Genomic DNA, 16837 nt, shown 5'->3' with positions numbered 1-16837 from the left:
CGGGTCAGAGCACCTTCGACAGGAAGCTGCGGGTGCGCTCGTGCTGCGGGTTGCCCAGCACCTCGCGCGGATCGCCGGCCTCGACCACGACGCCGTCGTCCATGAAGACCAGCGTGTCGCCGACCTCGCGCGCGAAGCCCATCTCGTGGGTCACCACCACCATGGTCATCCCGTCGGCCGCGAGCTGGCGCATCACGTCGAGCACCTCGCCGACCAGCTCCGGGTCGAGCGCCGACGTCGGCTCGTCGAAGAGCATCAGGCGCGGCCGCATCGCGAGGGCCCGAGCGATCGCGACCCGCTGCTGCTGGCCGCCCGAGAGCGTTGCGGGGTAGGCGTCGTACTTGCCGGCGAGGCCGACCCGCGTCAGCAGCTCCCGGGCCTCGGTGGCGGCCTGCGCACGCGGGGTCCTGAGCACCCGCACCGGCGCTTCCATGACGTTCTCCAGCGCGGTCAGGTGCGGGAACAGGTTGAAGCGCTGGAACACCATGCCGATCGTGCGCCGGCGGGCGGCGATGTCCTTCTCGCGGAGCTCGTAGAGCTTGCCGCCCTTCTCCCGGTAGCCCACCAGCTCCCCGTCGACCCGCAGCTCGCCGCCGTCGGCGCGCTCGAGGTGGTTGATGCACCGCAGGAACGTCGACTTGCCGGACCCGGACGGCCCGATCAGGCAGAGCACCTCGCCGGTGCGCACCTGCAGGTCGATGCCCTTGAGCACCTCGTGGAAGCCGAAGCGCTTGCGGATCCCGCGCGCCTCGACCATCAGCGGCCTCTCGGTCGTCGTCATCGCACCCTCCCGGGCCGCAGGTTGCCCTGGATCCGCCGCCACAGCGTCGGCTCGCTGCCGTGCTGCGACCCGCGGGCGAAGCGTCGCTCCAGGAAGTGCTGGAGGACGCTGAACACCGAGGTGAGCAGCAGGTACCAGATCGAGACGCAGAAGAGCAGCTCGACCACGGCCAGGTTGTTGGAGTACACCTTCACCGCCGACTGCAGCAGCTCGGGGTACTGGATCGCGTAGGCCAGCGACGAGGTCTTCAGCATGTTGACGAACTCGTTGCCGGTCGGGGGGATGATCACCCGCATCGCCTGCGGCAGGACCACCCGGCGCATCGTCAGCGGCGGCGTCATGCCGAGCGCGTGCGCCGCCTCGGTCTGGCCACGGTCGACCGAGGAGATGCCGGCGCGCACGATCTCGGCCATGTAGGCGCCCTCGTTGATGCCCAGGCCGAGCAGCGCGGCGAGGAACGGCGTCATCACGGCGTTGGTCTCCCACGTCCCGAGCCCAGGCAGCGAGATCGTCGGGAAGACCAGCGAGAGGTTGTACCAGACCAGGAGCTGGACCAGGACCGGTGTGCCCCGGAAGAACCACACGTAGAGCCAGGCGACCCCGGAGGTCACCGGGTTGCGGGACAGCCGCATCACCGCGGCCAGCACACCGAGCACGAAGCCGAGCGTCTGGGCGCACACGCTGATGATCAGCGTGTTCAGCGCGCCCCGGACGACGTTCTCCTGGGTCAGGAACTCCCAGGTGATCCGGTAGTCGATGTCCGCGCTGGCGAAGGCGCGGACGACCAGCGCCAGCAGGACCAGCACGACGACGGCCGCGGCCCAGCGGCCGTAGTGACGCACGGGCACCACGATGGGCGCCGGAGCGGCCGCCGGCGCCGCGGCCGCGTCGTGCTCGTTCACGACCCGGCGTTGATCGTCGCGGACTCGACCGCGCCGAGCGGGGTCTCGTACTTCTTGATCAGCGCGGCGTAGGTGCCGTCGTCGATGATCGCCTGGAGCGCCTTCTGCAGCGCGTCGCGCAGCCCGGTGTCGTCCTTGCCGACGGCGATGCCGAGCGGGCCCGCCTGGATCTGGTCGCCGACGACCTCGAAGTCGTTGCCGCCGCCCGACGTCCTCGCGTTGTACGTCGCGACCGGGTAGTCCTGCATGCCCGCCACCGCGCGGCCGTTCTTCACCTGCAGCATCGCCTCGGTCTCCCGGTCGAAGGAGAGGATCTGGATCGGCTCGTCGCACTTCGCGCTCTGCTCCTGGGCGTAGCCCTCCTGCGTCGTGCCGCGCTGGACCGCGATGGTCTTGCCGCACAGGTCCGCGAGCGACTGGATCCCCTCCGGGTTGCCCTTCTTGACGAGGATCATCGCGCCGGCGACGTAGTAGTCGACGAAGTCGACCTCGGACTGACGGTCCTTGGTGTCGCTCATCCCGGAGATGGCCACGTCGATCTTGCCCGACTTGAGCTGCGTGATCAGCCCGTCGAACGTCGCGTTGTTCCAGTCGAAGGTCACGCCCAGCTGCTCGGACAGCGCGAGGGTGAGCTCCTTGTCGAAGCCCAGCACGGTCTCGCCGTCGGTGTCGTAGTACTCCATCGGCGCATAGGCGATGTCCGAGCCGACCTCGATGACCTTCGAGTCCTGGAACTTCTGGGGCAGCTGGTCGAACAGCGGCGCCGACGCGCCGGTGGCGGCCGGCTCGTCGTTGCCGCCGGAGCCACCGCAGCCGGCGAGCAGTCCGGCGCCGAGGATGACGGCCGCAAGCCCGGCGAGGGCCCGTCGGGTCTGGATTCGGTTCATGGGGTGCTCCTTCTCGTGGCGGTGGTGGGGTCGGTCAGACGGGGATGGTCGAGGACGAGACCGTGACCTCGGCGAGGACGTCAGGGAGGAGGTCGACGCCGATCCCGGGCCCGGTCGGGACGGCGACGTGGCCGTCGACGAGCTCGAAGGGTGCGGTCAGGTCCTGCCGGTAGTAGCGCGAGGAGGCAGAGGTGTCGCCCGGCAGCACGAACCCGGGCAGCGCGGCCAGCGCCAGGTTGGGCCCTCGACCGATCCCGGTCTCGAGCATGCCGCCGCACCACACCGGGACCCCGTTCGCGTGGGCGACGTCGTGGATCCTGCGGGCCTCGAGGTAGCCACCGACCCGGGCCGGCTTGACGTTGATCACCGAGCACGCGCCCAGGGCGATCGCCGTGGCCGCGTCCCGTGCCGAGCGGATCGACTCGTCGAGGCAGATCGGCGTACGGACCACGCGCGCGAGCTCGGCGTGGCCGCGCAGGTCGTCCTCGGGCAGCGGCTGCTCGATCAGGAGCAGGTCGAAGTCGTCGAGCCGCGCCAGGTGCCGGGCGTCGGCGAGGGTGTAGGCGGTGTTGGCGTCGACCTGGAGGAGCACGTCGTCGCCGAACGTCTCCCGCACGAGCCGGACCGGCTCGAGGTCCCAGCCCGGCTCGATCTTGAGCTTGATCCGCACGTACCCCTGGTCGAGGTAGTCGCGGACGGCGTCCACGAGCTCCGGAAGGGAGTCCATGATCCCCACCGATACCCCGGCCGGCACCGTCTCCCGCACGGCGCCGAGGTACTGACCGAAGGACAGCCCGTGCGCGCGCAGCTCCGCGTCCAGCAGGGCGGTCTCGAGCACGTGCTTGGCCATCGGGTTGCCCTTGACCGGCTCCAGCGCGGTGGCCACGCGGGTGGCCGTGAGCCGCTTCCCCAGCGCGAGCGCCCGCGGGACCAGCTGTTCGCGCAGCACTGCCTCGCAGCCGCCGAGCCACTCCTCGCTGTAGAGCGGGTCCGGTTCGGCGGCGCACTCGGCCCAGCCCTCCGCGGCGTCGGTGACCACGCGCAGCAGGAACGTCTCCCGGTCGTACGACGTGCCGAACGAGGTACGGAACGGCGCCACCAGGGGGATGCGCACGTGGTGCAGGTCGATCCGCTCGATCGTCAGGCTCATTGCTCGGCTCCTTCGGCTCGGTCGGGGAGGGACAGCCGGTACCACCCGTCCCGGGAGAGCCCGTCGGCCACCCGGCCCCGGCCCAGGGCATCGACGAACGCGGCGCGAACGGCGGCGCGCCAGGCGGTCGCGGCAGCGGGATCGGTGCGTCGCAGCGCGACGATGTCGCGCGGGCCCCGGCACCATGCCGTCCCGCCGGCGTCCACGACGTACCCGGCAGCGCCGTCCGGGGCGTCGGCGAGCACCGTGACGGACGCCGTGTCGTCGAGGTCGGGGCACCCGGGGTCGGGCAGCGTCCCCTCGGTCGCGGCCAGCGTGCGCGCGCTCGCGAGGTCCCAGTGGGCGACCAACCGGTCCGACTCGTCGGCGCCGTTCACGCCGTCGCTCATCACGCCGTAGAAGGCGAGCCGGTACTCCGACGCGCTGGCCCCGAGCTTGGTGAGGTTGAACCGGGCGTTGCGCGTCACCAGCGGGTCGAACGTCCACGTCATCGTGTCGAGTCCCGCGGCGAGCGCCCACGACCGCTGGCGGAGCTTCAGGGCGTGGCCGATGCCCCGGTCCGAGGCGCCGGTCGCGGCCGCTCCGATCAGTGAGTACGTCGAGGTGCCGGCGCCGCGGATGAGGACCGCCGCGCCGACCAGGTCCCCGGTGGCCAGGTCGCGGGCGAGGGTCACGGCACCGTCCGCGTGCGCGATGCTGCGCATCACCTCCGACGGGATCGGCACGCCCTCGGCGCTGCGCCCCCACACCGCGGCGAGCAGCTCGGAGGCGGCGTGCAGGTCGGGCATGTCCTCCGACTCCCGCACGTCGACTCCGGCGCGGGTCGCGGCGAGCCCGGCGACGCGGGTCGCCTGGGCGGCGGCATTGAACGAGGACGAAGGCGGCACGGGACGAGCATTTCGGGTGGGCCGGGCGGTAGTCGTTGTGCTCCTGCTGAATTCTTCGCTAGATTCTTGTCGGATCCGACAACCGGCGCGGAGAATGGCACCGTGCGGTCGGCGAGCGTGGGAGACCTGGTGGACAACCTGCGGGAGAGCGGGCTGCGTCTGCTCTCCGACCCGGCGGGCACCTCGCTGGCCGTCCGCCGGGTGGTCCTGCACGACGAGCGCTCGACGCTGCCCCCCGCGACCAGCGGGGTGCTGCTCCTGGCCGGCCTCGACCCGTCGGCGGCCCGGGCTCGCGAGGTGGTGCGGGCGGCGGCCGACTGCGGGTACGCCGCGGTGGTCGCCCGTCTCGACACGGATCCGGGCGCGACGTTCGCCGCAGCCGCCGACGAGCTGGGGATCGCGGCGCTCGGCGTCGACCCGGACGTCGAGTGGCTGCACCTGGCGACCATGGCCACCGCCGTCATCGACTCCGCCGCCCGGGACTCCGCCTGGGGTGATCCGGCCGTGGGCGACCTGTTCGGGCTCGCGAACGCGATCGCCGCCGCGGCCGGTGGGTCGACCGCCATCGAGGACTTCGCCCAGCGGGTGCTCGCCTACTCCACGCTGCCGGACCAGCCGATCGACGCCGAGCGACGCGAGGGGATCCTGGGACGGCGGGTGCCCGACGTACCGGAGAACGACGCGCAGTACCGCGAGGTCTACCGGACCACCGGCGTGGTGCGCTTCGGCGCGGAGCCGCCGGCCCTCCCCCGCGTGGCGGTCGCCGTCCGGGCAGGAGCGGAGCCGATCGGGAGCATCTGGGTCGTCGACCCGACCGGGACCATCGGGCAGGAGGCCGAGCCGGCACTGCTGGCCGCGGCCGAGCTCGCGGCCCTGCACCTGCTGCGTGCTCGCAGCGGCCAGGACCTGGCGCGCCACCGCCGGGGCGAGGTGGTGCGCGGCGTGCTCACCGGGGAGATGCCGTCGACCACGGCGCTCGCTCGCCTCGGGGTCGAGACGACGGGTCCGTTCGCGGTCCTGGCCTTCAGCGCCGCCGAGCCGGACACGGTGCCGACGGCCTCCGGCCGGCTGCTCGACCTGCTCGCCCTGCAGCTCGAGCCGCGGCTCGGCCCGATCGGCACCTGCCTGATCGGCTCCACGTTCTACGTCCTGGCCGCCGGCTCCCGTGCGGCCGATCCGGCGCGGCTGACGACCCTGGCCGGCGACGTGCGCACCTCGGCCGCGCGCTCGCTGCGGCTCGACGTGCTCGCAGCCGTCGGCCCGGTTGTGGACGACGCCGCCCAGGTGGTTCCGGCGCGGATCGATGCCGACCGGGTGCTCGCGCTCCTGCGCACCCGCCCGGATCTCGCCGGAGTCGGTTCGGCCGCCTCGCTCGCCGACCAGCTCGCGATCGCTCACCTCCGCAACCTGCTGGCCGAGGAGCCTGCGCTGGCCTCGGCACCCGCCCGCACGCTGCTCGCCCACGACGCGCAGCACGGAACGACGTACTCCTCGCTGGTGCTGACCTGGCTGGAGTGCGGGCGCGACGTGTCGGCCACGGCCCGGCGGCTCGGCGTGCACGCCAACACCGTCCGCTACCGGCTGCGCCGGGTGGGCGAGAGCTTCGGCCTCGACCTGGACGCCCCGGACCAGGTGCTCGTGCTGTGGTGGACGCTACGGACGTCGGCCGAGCTCGGCTGAACGCTCAGTCGAACAACGCCTGCCCGACGTACTCCCCCGGCCCGATGCCGGACGGGACGGCGAACAGCGCCGAACCGGTGACCTGGACGTACTCCATGAGCGCGTCGGCCTCGGCCATCCTGTTCTGGATCGGGATGAAGTGGGTGTCCGGGTTGCGTACGAAGGCGATGAAGAACAGCCCCGCGTTCAGCCCGCCGAGGGCGTCGGTGCCGTCGACGAAGTTGTAGCCGCGGCGCAGCATCCGGGCGCCGTCGTTGAAGTCCGGGTGCACGACGCGGACGTGCGCGTCGCGCGGGATGACCGGTCCGTCGCTGCCGGGCATCGCGAAGTCCGGCTCGGTGAGCTCGGAGCCGCCGGACAGCGGTGCACCGGACGCCTTGGTGCGGCCGACGAAGTCCTCCTGGTCACCGAGCGACTGGCGGTCCCAGACCTCGATGTTCATGTTGAACCGGCGCGCGACCAGGTAGGAGCCGCCGGCCAGCCAGCCAGCCCCGGGGTCGTCGCCGTCGGCCACCCAGACGTGCTGGGCGACGGCGGACTCCTCCTCGGCCTTGATGTTGGCGGTGCCGTCCTTGAAGCCGAACAGGTTGCGCGGCGTCGACTGCGCGGTCGACGTGGTGGAGGTGCGGCCGAACCCGAGCTGGGACCAGCGCACGGCCACGGTGCCGAAGCCGATCCGGGCCAGGTTGCGGATCGCGTGCACCGCGACCTGCGGGTCGTCGGCGCAGGCCTGCACGCACAGGTCGCCGTACGACCGGCTGGGGTCCAGCGCGTCGGCCGGGAAGTGCGGCAGCGTGCGCAACGCCTCCGGCTGCCGGTCGGCGAGGCCGAACCGGTCGCGTCCGCCGGCGTCGCGGAACAGCGACGGGCCGAAGCCGAAGGTGATGGTCAGGCCGCTGGCCGGCAGCCCGATCGCCTCCCCGGTGTCGTCCGGCGGCAGGTCGACCGCGCCCTCGGTGGGGCCGATCTCGCCGGCGGGCAGGCCCCGCGTCATCCGGTCCGCGGCCTCGGTCCAGGCCTGGAGGAGCGCGACCAGCTGGGCGCGCGATCCGGTGGTGACGTCGAACGCCGCGAAGTGCAGCCGGTCCTGGGCCGGCGTGGTGATGCCGGCCTGGTGGGCGCCGCGGAACGCGTAGGCGTCGCCGGCGGCGGACGTCGGCAGATCGTCGGCTGCACTGGCCCGGCCGGCCGCGTACGCACCGACCGCCAGGCCGGCGGCGACACCGCCACCGACCAGGCCGCGGCGCGAGAGGTGCGGCGCGGTCAGGACAGCACCGCCGCAGTCAGCTCGGAGAGCGGCTCCGCGAGCGCGTTCACGGCGTTCGCGAGCTGCTTGACCTCGTCCCGGCTGAGCTGGTCGTAGGGCACGAAGCCGTCGTCGGTGCGCTGGGCGTCCAGCAGCTTCTGCAGTGCGGCGAACCGGTCGTCCAGCGTCTCGAGGAGCTCGGGGTCCTTCTGCGCGAGGATCGGCTCGAGGTACTCGAAGCCCTCGTGGGCACCGTCGACGTTGGCCTGGAAGTCCCACAGGTCGGTGTGCGACCAGATCTCCTCCTCGCCGGTGACCTTGCCCTTGGCGACCTCCTCCATCAGGCCGCGGGAGCCGTTGGCGATCTGGTCGACGGTGTAGGTGAGCTGCTGGATCCGGCCGTCGAGGGTCTCGGTGTTCCTCAGCAGGTCGTCGGCGTAGAACGCGCGCTGCTCGGTCGTGAGCGGCCGGTAGCCGGACGCGGGCGGCCAGAGGTCCTTCTCGATCCGGTGCCAACCGGTCCACTTCTGGCCGGGCTCGAGGTCCGCCTCGCGAGCGTCGGTCTTCGGGTCCAGGTCGCCGAACGACTCGGCGACGGTCTCGATCCGCTCCCAGTGGGTGCGGGCCGCCGGGTACAGCGCACGGGCGGCCGCGTCGTCGCCCCGCTCGTAGAGCGCGACGAACTGCTTGGTCTTCGCGACCAGCTGGCCCGACTGCTCCCTCACGTACTCCTCGTACCGCGTCAGCGCCCGGTCGACCTGCTCATCGGTGCCGGCGGAGACGGTCGGCTCCTGGTCGGACTTCGTCACCGTGAAGTCCGCGCGGATGCCGTCGCCCTTCATGCCCGGCTTGCACGCGGTGACGTACGTGCCCGCGGACGCGGCGACGACGAGCTGGCGGGACAGGCCGGGGCCGATGTTCTCGACCTCGCCGACGATGCGCTTGCCGTCCTCGCCGAACAGGTAGAACTCGGTGACCGTGGAGCCGTCGTTGGTGACGTCGAACGTCAGCGATCCGGACGGCGCCTCGGAGCTCGAGACCTCGCAGCCGTCGTCGGTGGAGGTCACCGCGATGGTGCGGGCGTCACCGGAGTCGCTCCCGGACCTCACGTTCTCGGTGCAGGCGGCGAACAGCGGCGTGGCGAACAGGAGCGCCACGAGCAGGGTCTTGCGCATCGATCTCTCTTCGGTCGTTCCGCGGTCGTGCGGTCAGTGGCTGACGGGGGTGGGCGCGGCGGCCTTCGCGGGCGCGGGCGGAGCGCTCCGGCGCCGGGCGCCGAGGACGAAGAACGTCATCACCGGGACGACGTACAGCGCCCAGACGACCGCCTCGAGGACCGTGGTCACCGGGGAGAAGTTGAAGACGCCCTTGAGCAGGGTGGCGTACCAGCTGTTCGGGTCGACGGTGCCGGAGACGTCCCAGGCCACGGTGTCCAGGCCCGGCACGATGCCGGCCTCCTGCAGGTCGTGCACGCCGTACGACAGCACCCCGGCGGCGACCAGGATGAGGAACGCGCCGGTCCAGGTGAAGAACTTGCTCAGGTTGATCCGGATCGCGCCGCGGTAGAGCAGCCAGCCGAGGACGACCGCGGTCGCGATGCCGAGCGCGGCGCCGAGCAGCGGCTGCCAGGTCGCGTTGGTGTCGCGGGTGACCGCCTCGGTCGCGGACCAGAGGAACAGCGCGGTCTCCAGGCCCTCGCGGCCGACCGCGAGGACGGCGACCAGCACCAGCGCCCACCACGAGCCCTCGGCGGCACTGTCGATCTGGCCGCGCAGCTCCCCGCTCAGCGAGCGGGCGGCGCGGGCCATCCAGAAGATCATCCAGGTGACCAGTCCGACGGCGACGATCGAGAGCGTGCCGCCGATCGCCTCCTGCGCCCCGAAGGTCAGGCCGCGAGGGCCGAAGAACAGCGCGAAGCCGAAGGCCAGGGCCACCGCGACCGCGATGCCCACGCCGATCCAGATCCGCGCCAGCAGGTGCCGGCGGTCGGTCTTGACCAGGTAGGCGACCAGGATGCTGACCACGAGGGCCGCTTCCAGGCCCTCGCGGAGTCCGATGAGGTAGTTCGCGAGCACGCTTCGGATGCTACGCCTCTGGATTAGGTTTGCCTAACCAAAGGTGGCAAAGAAATCCCGGCTCAGATCGCGCAGCCGTCCGGCCCGCAGGCGTCGGCGTCCCCGCCGACGGTGGTGAGCACGGGGTGCGACGCGGCCCAGGCCTGCTCCAGCACCTGGGTGAACACCTCCGCGGGCTGGGCACCGGAGATGCCGTACGCGCGGTCGACGACGAAGAACGGCACGCCGGTGGCGCCGTACGCGCGCGCCTGGGCGACGTCGGCCTCGACCGCGTCGGCGTACTCGTGGCCGGCCAGGACCTCCCGCACCCGGGCCTCGTCGAGGCCCACCCCGGCGGCGACCCGCGCGAGCACGTCGTGGTCGCCGACGTCCTCGGCCCGCTCGAAGTACGCCGAGAGCAGCGCCTCCTTGAGCTCGCGCTGGAGGGTCGGCCCACCGGTCTCGAGGGCGAGGTGGAGCAGCCGGTGCGCGTCGACGGTGTTGGTGTGCACGGTGTCGAACAGCCGGAACGCCAGGCCCTCCTCGGCCGCGACGTCGGTCAGCTGCTGCTGCATCTGCCGCATCTCCGCCTCGGGGCGGCCGTACTTGCGGGCCAGCACGCCGGTCGAGAGCTCGTGGCCGTGGTGAGGGGCGGACGGGTCGAGCTCGAACGAGCGGAACACGACCTCCACTTCGTCGGCGTGCTCGAACTCGGCGAGCGCGGACTCCAGCCGGCGCTTGCCGACGAAGCACCACGGGCAGACGACGTCGCTCCAGATCTCGATGCGCATGACTGGTTGAACGGACAACCGGCCGCGGTCATTCCCCGGCCACGGGCAAGGTCACGGTGAACGTCGTGCCCTCGCCCAGTCGCGACTCGACGTCGACCCGGCCGGCGTGCCGCTCCGCGATCGAGGCGACGATCGCCAGCCCCAGCCCGGTCCCGGACTCGCTGAGCGCCGCGGGGTTGGTGGTGCGGAAGAACGCGCTGAACAGGCCGGCCTGGTCCTCCTCCGAGATGCCCAGCCCGGTGTCGGCGACCCGGACGACGACGTCGTCCTCGTCGCGGCGGGCCGTGATCCGCACCTGGCCGCCCGCCGGCGTGTACTTCACCGCGTTGCTGACCAGGTTGCCGAGCAACCGGTCGAGCTCGCCGAGGTCGCCCAGCACCAGCAGCGGGCCGTCCTCGAGCTCGATGGCGAGCGTCAGGCCCTTGGAGCGGGCCGTCGACTCCACGAGCATCGTGACGTCGTCCACCACGGCGCGCAGGTCCACCGGCGTGCGCACCAGCGGGTGCTGCGGGTGGCTGACCCGGGCCAGCAGCAGGAGGTCGTCGACCACCTTCTGCATCCGCAGGGTGCCGCGGGTCATCGCGGCGTGGAAGCGCTCCGCCTCCGCGTCCAGGCCGTGGGCGCCGAGCAGCTCGAGGTTGCCCGAGATCACCGTGAGGGGGGTGCGCAGCTCGTGCGACAGGGTCGCGATGAGGTGGCTGCGGTAGTCGTCGAGCTGCTGGAGCTCGCGCACCACCGCGCGCTCCCGCTCGAGAGCGCGGGCCGTGGTGAGCGCCGCGCCCAGGTCGTGGCCGATCTCGAGGGCGGAGTCGATCTCGCCCTGGGTCCAGGCCGGGTCCTGTGCGCGGCGGGTCAGGACGAGGAACCCCACGCACTCCGCACCGACGCCGAGGGGGACGCCGACCACCGACCAGAGCTCGAGGTCCGCGAGCAGGGCGTGGACCGCGCCGGACACCTCGTTCGACTCCCCCGCCGTGACCAGGAGGCACCGCTGCTCGGCCCACAGCAGCAGCGCCTGCCGGGTCGCGACCTCGAGCACCTCGTCGGTGATGAACACCGTCTCGCCGTCGCGGGAGCGCGCGTAGCCGATGGCCGGGTCGAAGACCTGGATCCAGGAGCCGCTGGCGCCGAACCCCTCGACGAGCGGCCCGTGGGTGAGCCGGAGCACCGCCTCCACGGACGCGTCCGGCGCGGTGGACGCGGCCCGGATCAGCCGGCGGGCGGCCTCGGCGTGGCCGACCTGCGCCAACAGCTCCTCACGCTCGAACGCCGTGAGCACGGCGCGCTCGGCCTGGGCGGCGTACCGCTCGAGCAGGTCGCGCTGCCGGTCGTCCGGCCGCTGCCCGGAGACCGGCTTGTCGACCGAGAGGATGCCGACCGGTGTGCCCGTGTCGTCGGTCAGCAGGGCGAGCAGGGCGTCCTCGGGGTGCCAGGCGTCCGCGGTCGCCGGCGCCTCCTGCTCCATCACCACCCAGTGGCCCTCGAGCTCCCCGTGGGTGCCGGCCGCGATGAAGCGGAGCCGCGGGCCCCACGAGACGGCGGCGGCGAGCACCGAGTCGAGGACGCTCACCGGGTCGGACTCGAGCAGGTACTCGCGGTGCTCCTCGGGGCCGGTGTAGGCGACGGTCACCAGCTCCTCGTCGAGCACGACGGAGAGGACGGCGACCTCGAAGCCGACCATCTCCGCGACGGACTCGACCATCAGCTGGAGGACGGCGCGCGCCGAGGAGTCCGACCACCCATGGCCCGGGGCCTGGTCGGCCATGTCCTCAGCGCCCGCTGGTGACGTCGGGCAGGTCGGCCGGGAGCAGCTCCGCGACCGGCACGCCCAGGACCTGGCTGAGCGCCACGAGCGTGGTGAGCCGGGGGTTCAGCGGCATGCCCGGCCGCGACTCGCCCTTCTCGAACTTCTGGTACGTGTACGACGCCAGCCCGGCGGCGTGCGCGACGCGCTCCTGGCTCAGGCCGGTGGCCTCCCGTGCCCTGCGGAGGTTGTGCCCGAGCTCGCGGGCGAACGACTCCCAGGTGGTCTCCGTGTGACGACGCGGCACGCCCCCAGCCTCCCGGGTCGACAGAACGAAGATGGTCATACCGGTATGGGATTCTGCGGCTGTCGGTCGCCGCGCCTACCGTCGACCGGACGACACCATCTCAGCTCGGGAGTTCAGGCATGGCCGACGACGAGGACGCACCCACCTGGCTCCCGGCGCCGTGCCCGGCGTGGTGCACGCGGGCGCACGGCCAGCACGACCACCCCGAGGACCGCGTGCACCGCGACGAGGGGGTCGTCGTCCCCGCGGTCGTCGGCCGGCTCGAACCGGTCCGCCTGCGCTATCTCGCCGAGCCGGCCGAGCTCGTGGTCCAGCGGGTCCGGGAGCTGCCCGAGACCGCCCCCACGTGGGTCGTGATCGCGGAGGCCGAGGGCGCGGGTGCGGCGCTGGTGCTCAGCGACGAGAGCGCCCGCCGGCTGCGGTCGGCCCTCCCGGGCGACGGGTGACTCCCCCGAAGACCAGCGCACCTCGCGGCAGGCCGACCACGCAGACGCCGAAGCCGCCCATCAGGCTCGCGGCCAGCGGGAACGGCACCGAGAGCGGCGGCGGCGCGATCTCGACGCGGGACACCGTGCTCTTCTCGACGACGATCACCTCGGGCAGCGTGCGCGCGCCCTTCCGCCGCAGGGCCACGACGACGGCCTCGGGCAGCACGACCACCAGGCACTCGTGGCGGGCCCCGGGGTGGAGCAGCATGCTCGGGAACGCGACGACGACCTCGCCGGCCGCGGACACCAGCGGGTCGACCCGCTGCCGCACCCGGTCGTAGAGGCGCTCACCGTCGGAGACGAGCCGCCGGTCGCAGGCGGCGGCCGCCGCGCGGGCCAGGCCCGCTGCGACCGCGAGCGCAGGATCCGAGCCCGGGACCGGCACCCGGCGAGACTACCATCTATAGATGGTCACCTACGCTCAGGCGCCGGCCCGGCGACGTCAGCGGGTCGCGGTGCCCTCGGTGTAGTCCGAGTCGTGCGACTTCACCCAGGCCATCAGCTTGCGCAGCTCGCGGCCGGTCTGCTCGATCGGGTGCTGCTCGCCCTTGGCGCGCAGCTCCTTGAACTCCGGCGACCCGGCGTCCTGGTCGTCGATGAAGCGCTGCGCGAACGACCCGTTCTTGATGTCCTCGAGGACGGCCTTCATGTTCTCCTTGACCTCGGGGGTGATCACCCGCGGGCCCGAGACGTAGTCGCCGTACTCGGCGGTGTCGGAGACCGACCAACGCTGCTTGGCGATGCCGCCCTCGTACATGAGGTCGACGATCAGCTTCAGCTCGTGCAGGCACTCGAAGTAGGCGACCTCGGGCTGGTAGCCCGCCTCGGTGAGCACCTCGAAGCCGTACATGACCAGCTGCGAGGCGCCGCCGCAGAGCACGGCCTGCTCGCCGAACAGGTCGGTCTCGGTCTCCTCGGTGAACGTCGTCTTGATGCCGCCGGCGCGCAGGCCGCCGATCGCCTTGGCGTACGAGAGCGCGAGGTCCCAGGCCTTGCCGGACTCGTCCTTCTCGACGGCGACGAGCACCGGCACACCGCGACCGTCGACGTACTCGCGGCGCACCAGGTGGCCGGGGCCCTTCGGCGCGACCATGAAGACGTCGACGCCCTCGGGCGGGGTGATGTAGCCGAACCGGATGTTGAAGCCGTGGCCGAACACCAGCGTGTCGCCCGGGGTGAGCGCCGGCTCGATCTCCTCGGCGTAGAGCTTCCGCTGGTGCTGGTCGGGGGCGAGGATGACGATGACGTCGGCCTCCTCCGCCGCCTCGGCCGGGGTGACGACCCGCAGGCCCTCGGCCTCCGCCTTCGCGCGGCTCTTCGAGCCCGGCTGCAGGCCGACCCGGACGTCGACGCCCGAGTCGCGCAGCGACAGCGCGTGGGCGTGGCCCTGGCTGCCGTAACCGATGACCGCCACGTTCTTGCCCTGGATCAGGGACAGATCGGCGTCGTCGTCGTAGAACATCTCAGCCACGGGGGCTTCTCCTTCTGGTTGTTGTCGTACGTCAGCCCGCTGCGGGCGGGGCGGGGACGGTGACCGGGCGCAGGGTGCGCTCGGAGATGGAGCGGGAGCCGCGACCGATCGCGACCATGCCGGACTGCACGAGCTCGCGGAGGCCGAACGGCTCCAGCACCCGCAGCAGGTCGGACAGCTTGTCGGCGTTGCCGACGGCCTGGATGGTGACCGCGTCGGGCGCGACGTCGACGACCTTGGCACGGAACAGCTGGACGGCGTCGAGGACCTGCCCACGCGTCTCCGCGTCGGCCCGGACCTTGACCAGCAGCAGCTCGCGGTTGACCGAGGCCGACCCGTCGAGCTCGACGATCTTGATCACCTCGACGAGCTTGTTGAGCTGCTTGGTGACCTGCTCGAGCGGCGACTCCTCGACGTTCACGACGATCGTCATCCGGGAGATCTCCGGGTGCTCGGTCGGACCCACGGCGAGCGAGTCGATGTTGTAGCCGCGGCGGCTGAACAGGCCCGCGATCCGGGCCAGCACGCCGGGCTTGTTCTCGACCAGGACCGACAGCGTGTGGCGGGTGTGGGGCGTGGTGGTCACGGGCGGAGCTCCAGGTCTGCGTCGTCGTCGAACTTGGGTGCCATGTCGCGCGCGTACTTGATGTCGTCGTTGCTGGTGCCGGCGGCGACCATCGGCCACACCATGGCGTCGCGGTGCACCCGGAAGTCCACGACCACCGGGACGTCGTCGATCTCCATCGCCTTGGTGATCGTGGCGTCGACGTCGTCCGGGCTCTCGCAGGCCAGGCCCACGCAGCCGTAGGCGTCGGCGAGCTTGACGAAGTCCGGGATCCGCTTGGAGTGCAGGTCGGTGTTGGAGTAGCGCTCGTTGTAGAAGAGCGTCTGCCACTGGCGGACCATGCCGAGCGACTCGTTGTTGATGATCGCGACCTTGATCGGGATGTCGTTGATCGCGCAGGTGGCCAGCTCCTGGTTGGTCATCTGGAAGCAGCCGTCGCCGTCGATCGCCCACACGGTGGAGCCCGGCATGCCGACCTTGGCGCCCATCGCGGCCGGGACCGCGTAGCCCATCGTGCCGAGGCCGCCGGAGTTGATCCAGGTGTTCGGGTGCTCGTAGCCGACGAAGTGCGCCGCCCACATCTGGTGCTGGCCGACACCGGCGGCGTAGATCGCCTCCGGTCCGGCGATGGCGCCGAGCCGCTCGAGGACGTACTGCGGGGCGAGCTCGCCCTTCGGGGCGTCGTAGCCGAGCGGGTACTTCTTCTTCACCCCCGCGAGGAAGTCGACCCAGCCCTCGTAGTCGCCGGTGTGGCCGGCGTCGGCCTCGGCCTTCAACGCCACGACCAGGTCGCTGATCACCTCGCGGCAGTCGCCGACGATCGGGACGTCGACCGCGCGGTTCTTGCCGATCTCGGCGGGGTCGATGTCGGCGTGGATGACCCGGGCGTTGGGTGCGAACGAGTCGAGGTTGCCGGTGACCCGGTCGTCGAACCGGGCGCCGAGGCTGATGATCAGGTCGCTGCGCTGGAGGCCGGCGACCGCGGCGACGGTGCCGTGCATCCCGGGCATGCCGAGGTGCTGCGGGTGGCTGTCCGGGAACGCGCCGCGAGCCATCAGCGTGGTGACGACCGGCATGCCGGTGAGCTCGGCGAGCACCCGGAGCTCGCGCGCGGCCCCCGCACGGATGCAGCCGCCGCCGACGTAGAGGACCGGGCGCCGCGACTCGAGGATGAGCTTCGCGGCCTCCCGGATCTGCTTGGAGTGCGGACGGGTCACCGGCCGGTAGCCGGGCAGGTTGAGCTCGGTCGGCCACGCGTAGGTCGTGGTCGCCTGCAGCGCGGACTTCGCCACGTCGACGAGCACCGGGCCCGGGCGGCCGGTCGAGGCGATGTAGAACGCCTCCGCGATCGTGCGCGGGATCTCGGCCGGGTCGGTGACCAGGAAGTTGTGCTTGGTGATCGGCATCGTGATGCCGCGGATGTCGGCCTCCTGGAACGCGTCCGTGCCGATCGCGGCGGCGCCGACCTGCCCGGTCACGGCGACGATCGGCACCGAGTCCATGTGCGCGTCCGCGAGCGGCGTGACCAGGTTCGTGGCGCCCGGCCCGGAGGTGGCCATGCACACGCCGACCCGGCCGCTCGCGGCGGCGTACCCCTGGGCGGCGTGGCCCGCGCCCTGCTCGTGCCGCACCAGGATGTGCCGGATCGAGGAGTCCATGAGGGGGTCGTACGCCGGGAGGATCGCGCCGCCCGGGATGCCGAAGATGTCGGTGGTCCCCGCGGCCTCCAGCGACCTGATCAGGCTCTGTGCGCCTGTCATCTGCTCGCTCATCGGTCCTGCTTCCTTCTCGTCCCGTGCCTGCTTCTGGGTGCTGCCCAACAAAAAACCCCCCGGCCCGGCTGGTGGGCGGCGAGGGGTGACGTGCGTGCTGAGTCGGTGTCCG

At 72.1% G+C, this 16837-nt stretch carries 17 protein-coding genes; 2 read left to right on the top strand and 15 right to left on the bottom strand.

Features of this window, described 5'->3' with window-relative positions:
* Positions 1 to 4 precede the first annotated feature (4 nt).
* The 5 genes from ABD086_RS22875 to ABD086_RS22855 are packed head-to-tail and all read right to left on the bottom strand — an operon-like array spanning position 5 to position 4607.
* Entirely contained in the window at positions 5 to 781 is a 777-nt protein-coding gene (locus ABD086_RS22875; RefSeq protein WP_343910538.1) for an amino acid ABC transporter ATP-binding protein, read from the bottom strand.
* On the bottom strand, positions 778 to 1683 hold the full coding sequence (locus tag ABD086_RS22870) for an amino acid ABC transporter permease (protein WP_343910536.1): 906 nt from the start codon (positions 1681 to 1683) through the stop codon (positions 778 to 780). The genes ABD086_RS22875 and ABD086_RS22870 overlap by 4 nt, the downstream gene beginning before the upstream one ends.
* Positions 1680 to 2570: an ABC transporter substrate-binding protein gene (locus tag ABD086_RS22865; protein ID WP_343910534.1), complete on the bottom strand. Its 891-nt coding sequence runs from the start codon at positions 2568 to 2570 to the stop codon at positions 1680 to 1682. The genes ABD086_RS22870 and ABD086_RS22865 overlap by 4 nt, the downstream gene beginning before the upstream one ends.
* A gap of 34 nt (positions 2571 to 2604) precedes the next feature.
* Positions 2605 to 3720: an o-succinylbenzoate synthase gene (gene menC / locus ABD086_RS22860; protein WP_425571690.1), complete on the bottom strand. Its 1116-nt coding sequence runs from the start codon at positions 3718 to 3720 to the stop codon at positions 2605 to 2607.
* Complete coding sequence (locus ABD086_RS22855) at positions 3717 to 4607, bottom strand: hypothetical protein (RefSeq protein ID WP_343910532.1); 891 nt, start codon at positions 4605 to 4607, stop codon at positions 3717 to 3719. The genes menC and ABD086_RS22855 overlap by 4 nt, the downstream gene beginning before the upstream one ends.
* A 117-nt stretch (positions 4608 to 4724) precedes the next feature.
* On the opposite strand from ABD086_RS22855, the gene ABD086_RS22850 reads away from it, so the two are divergent.
* A complete protein-coding gene (locus ABD086_RS22850; protein ID WP_343910530.1) occupies positions 4725 to 6287 on the top strand; it encodes a PucR family transcriptional regulator in 1563 nt (520 codons plus the stop codon).
* 4 nt (positions 6288 to 6291) lie between these two features.
* Here the strand turns inward: ABD086_RS22850 and efeB are convergent, their stop codons facing one another.
* The 6 genes from efeB to ABD086_RS22820 form a co-directional block, all read right to left on the bottom strand.
* Positions 6292 to 7554, bottom strand: coding sequence for an iron uptake transporter deferrochelatase/peroxidase subunit (gene efeB / locus ABD086_RS22845; RefSeq protein WP_343910911.1), 1263 nt, complete (start codon positions 7552 to 7554; stop codon positions 6292 to 6294).
* Entirely contained in the window at positions 7551 to 8708 is a 1158-nt protein-coding gene (gene efeO, locus ABD086_RS22840; protein WP_343910528.1) for an iron uptake system protein EfeO, read from the bottom strand. The genes efeB and efeO overlap by 4 nt, the downstream gene beginning before the upstream one ends.
* A 33-nt stretch (positions 8709 to 8741) precedes the next feature.
* Positions 8742 to 9608, bottom strand: coding sequence for an iron uptake transporter permease EfeU (efeU, locus tag ABD086_RS22835; protein WP_343910526.1), 867 nt, complete (start codon positions 9606 to 9608; stop codon positions 8742 to 8744).
* A gap of 62 nt (positions 9609 to 9670) precedes the next feature.
* Entirely contained in the window at positions 9671 to 10378 is a 708-nt protein-coding gene (locus ABD086_RS22830) for a DsbA family oxidoreductase (RefSeq protein WP_343910524.1), read from the bottom strand.
* Positions 10379 to 10406: 28 nt separating this feature from the next.
* Positions 10407 to 12143 carry a sensor histidine kinase gene (locus ABD086_RS22825; RefSeq protein ID WP_343910522.1) on the bottom strand — a complete coding sequence of 579 codons (1737 nt, stop codon included), beginning with the start codon at positions 12141 to 12143 and terminating at the stop codon, positions 10407 to 10409.
* Positions 12144 to 12147: 4 nt separating this feature from the next.
* Positions 12148 to 12468, bottom strand: coding sequence for a helix-turn-helix domain-containing protein (locus ABD086_RS22820; protein ID WP_343910521.1), 321 nt, complete (start codon positions 12466 to 12468; stop codon positions 12148 to 12150).
* Between the two features lie 80 nt (positions 12469 to 12548).
* On the opposite strand from ABD086_RS22820, the gene ABD086_RS22815 reads away from it, so the two are divergent.
* Positions 12549 to 12875: a DUF6907 domain-containing protein gene (locus ABD086_RS22815; RefSeq protein WP_343910519.1), complete on the top strand. Its 327-nt coding sequence runs from the start codon at positions 12549 to 12551 to the stop codon at positions 12873 to 12875.
* Here the strand turns inward: ABD086_RS22815 and ABD086_RS22810 are convergent.
* Genes ABD086_RS22810 through ABD086_RS22795 form a run of 4 tightly spaced genes read right to left on the bottom strand, consistent with a single transcriptional unit; the run spans position 12823 to position 16725 of the window.
* Positions 12823 to 13302, bottom strand: coding sequence for a hypothetical protein (locus ABD086_RS22810; RefSeq protein ID WP_343910517.1), 480 nt, complete (start codon positions 13300 to 13302; stop codon positions 12823 to 12825). The two genes, ABD086_RS22815 and ABD086_RS22810, sit on opposite strands and share 53 nt — an antisense overlap.
* A gap of 57 nt (positions 13303 to 13359) precedes the next feature.
* On the bottom strand, positions 13360 to 14388 hold the full coding sequence (gene ilvC / locus ABD086_RS22805; protein ID WP_343910515.1) for a ketol-acid reductoisomerase: 1029 nt from the start codon (positions 14386 to 14388) through the stop codon (positions 13360 to 13362).
* Between the two features lie 31 nt (positions 14389 to 14419).
* Complete coding sequence (gene ilvN, locus ABD086_RS22800; protein ID WP_343910513.1) at positions 14420 to 14974, bottom strand: acetolactate synthase small subunit; 555 nt, start codon at positions 14972 to 14974, stop codon at positions 14420 to 14422.
* On the bottom strand, positions 14971 to 16725 hold the full coding sequence (locus ABD086_RS22795; RefSeq protein ID WP_425571689.1) for an acetolactate synthase large subunit: 1755 nt from the start codon (positions 16723 to 16725) through the stop codon (positions 14971 to 14973). Before ABD086_RS22795 ends, ilvN begins: the two co-directional genes overlap by 4 nt.
* Positions 16726 to 16837 lie beyond the last annotated feature (112 nt).

The sequence above is a fragment of the Nocardioides aquiterrae genome, assembly GCF_039526625.1.
Lineage (GTDB): Bacteria > Actinomycetota > Actinomycetes > Propionibacteriales > Nocardioidaceae > Nocardioides > Nocardioides aquiterrae.
Note: the sequence above shows the minus strand (reverse complement) of the source record. Positions and strands in the feature narration are given on the sequence as shown.

Coding starts and splice junctions, on each gene's coding strand:
- ABD086_RS22820 (WP_343910521.1), bottom strand. CDS start 12,468: ATGACCATCTTCGTTCTGTCGACCCGGGAGGCTGGGGGCGTGCCGCGT.
- ABD086_RS22875 (WP_343910538.1), bottom strand. CDS start 781: ATGACGACGACCGAGAGGCCGCTGATGGTCGAGGCGCGCGGGATCCGC.
- ABD086_RS22830 (WP_343910524.1), bottom strand. CDS start 10,378: ATGCGCATCGAGATCTGGAGCGACGTCGTCTGCCCGTGGTGCTTCGTC.
- ABD086_RS22865 (WP_343910534.1), bottom strand. CDS start 2,570: ATGAACCGAATCCAGACCCGACGGGCCCTCGCCGGGCTTGCGGCCGTC.
- ABD086_RS22795 (WP_425571689.1), bottom strand. CDS start 16,725: ATGAGCGAGCAGATGACAGGCGCACAGAGCCTGATCAGGTCGCTGGAG.
- ABD086_RS22825 (WP_343910522.1), bottom strand. CDS start 12,143: ATGGCCGACCAGGCCCCGGGCCATGGGTGGTCGGACTCCTCGGCGCGC.
- ABD086_RS22815 (WP_343910519.1), top strand. CDS start 12,549: ATGGCCGACGACGAGGACGCACCCACCTGGCTCCCGGCGCCGTGCCCG.
- efeO (WP_343910528.1), bottom strand. CDS start 8,708: ATGCGCAAGACCCTGCTCGTGGCGCTCCTGTTCGCCACGCCGCTGTTC.
- menC (WP_425571690.1), bottom strand. CDS start 3,720: ATGAGCCTGACGATCGAGCGGATCGACCTGCACCACGTGCGCATCCCC.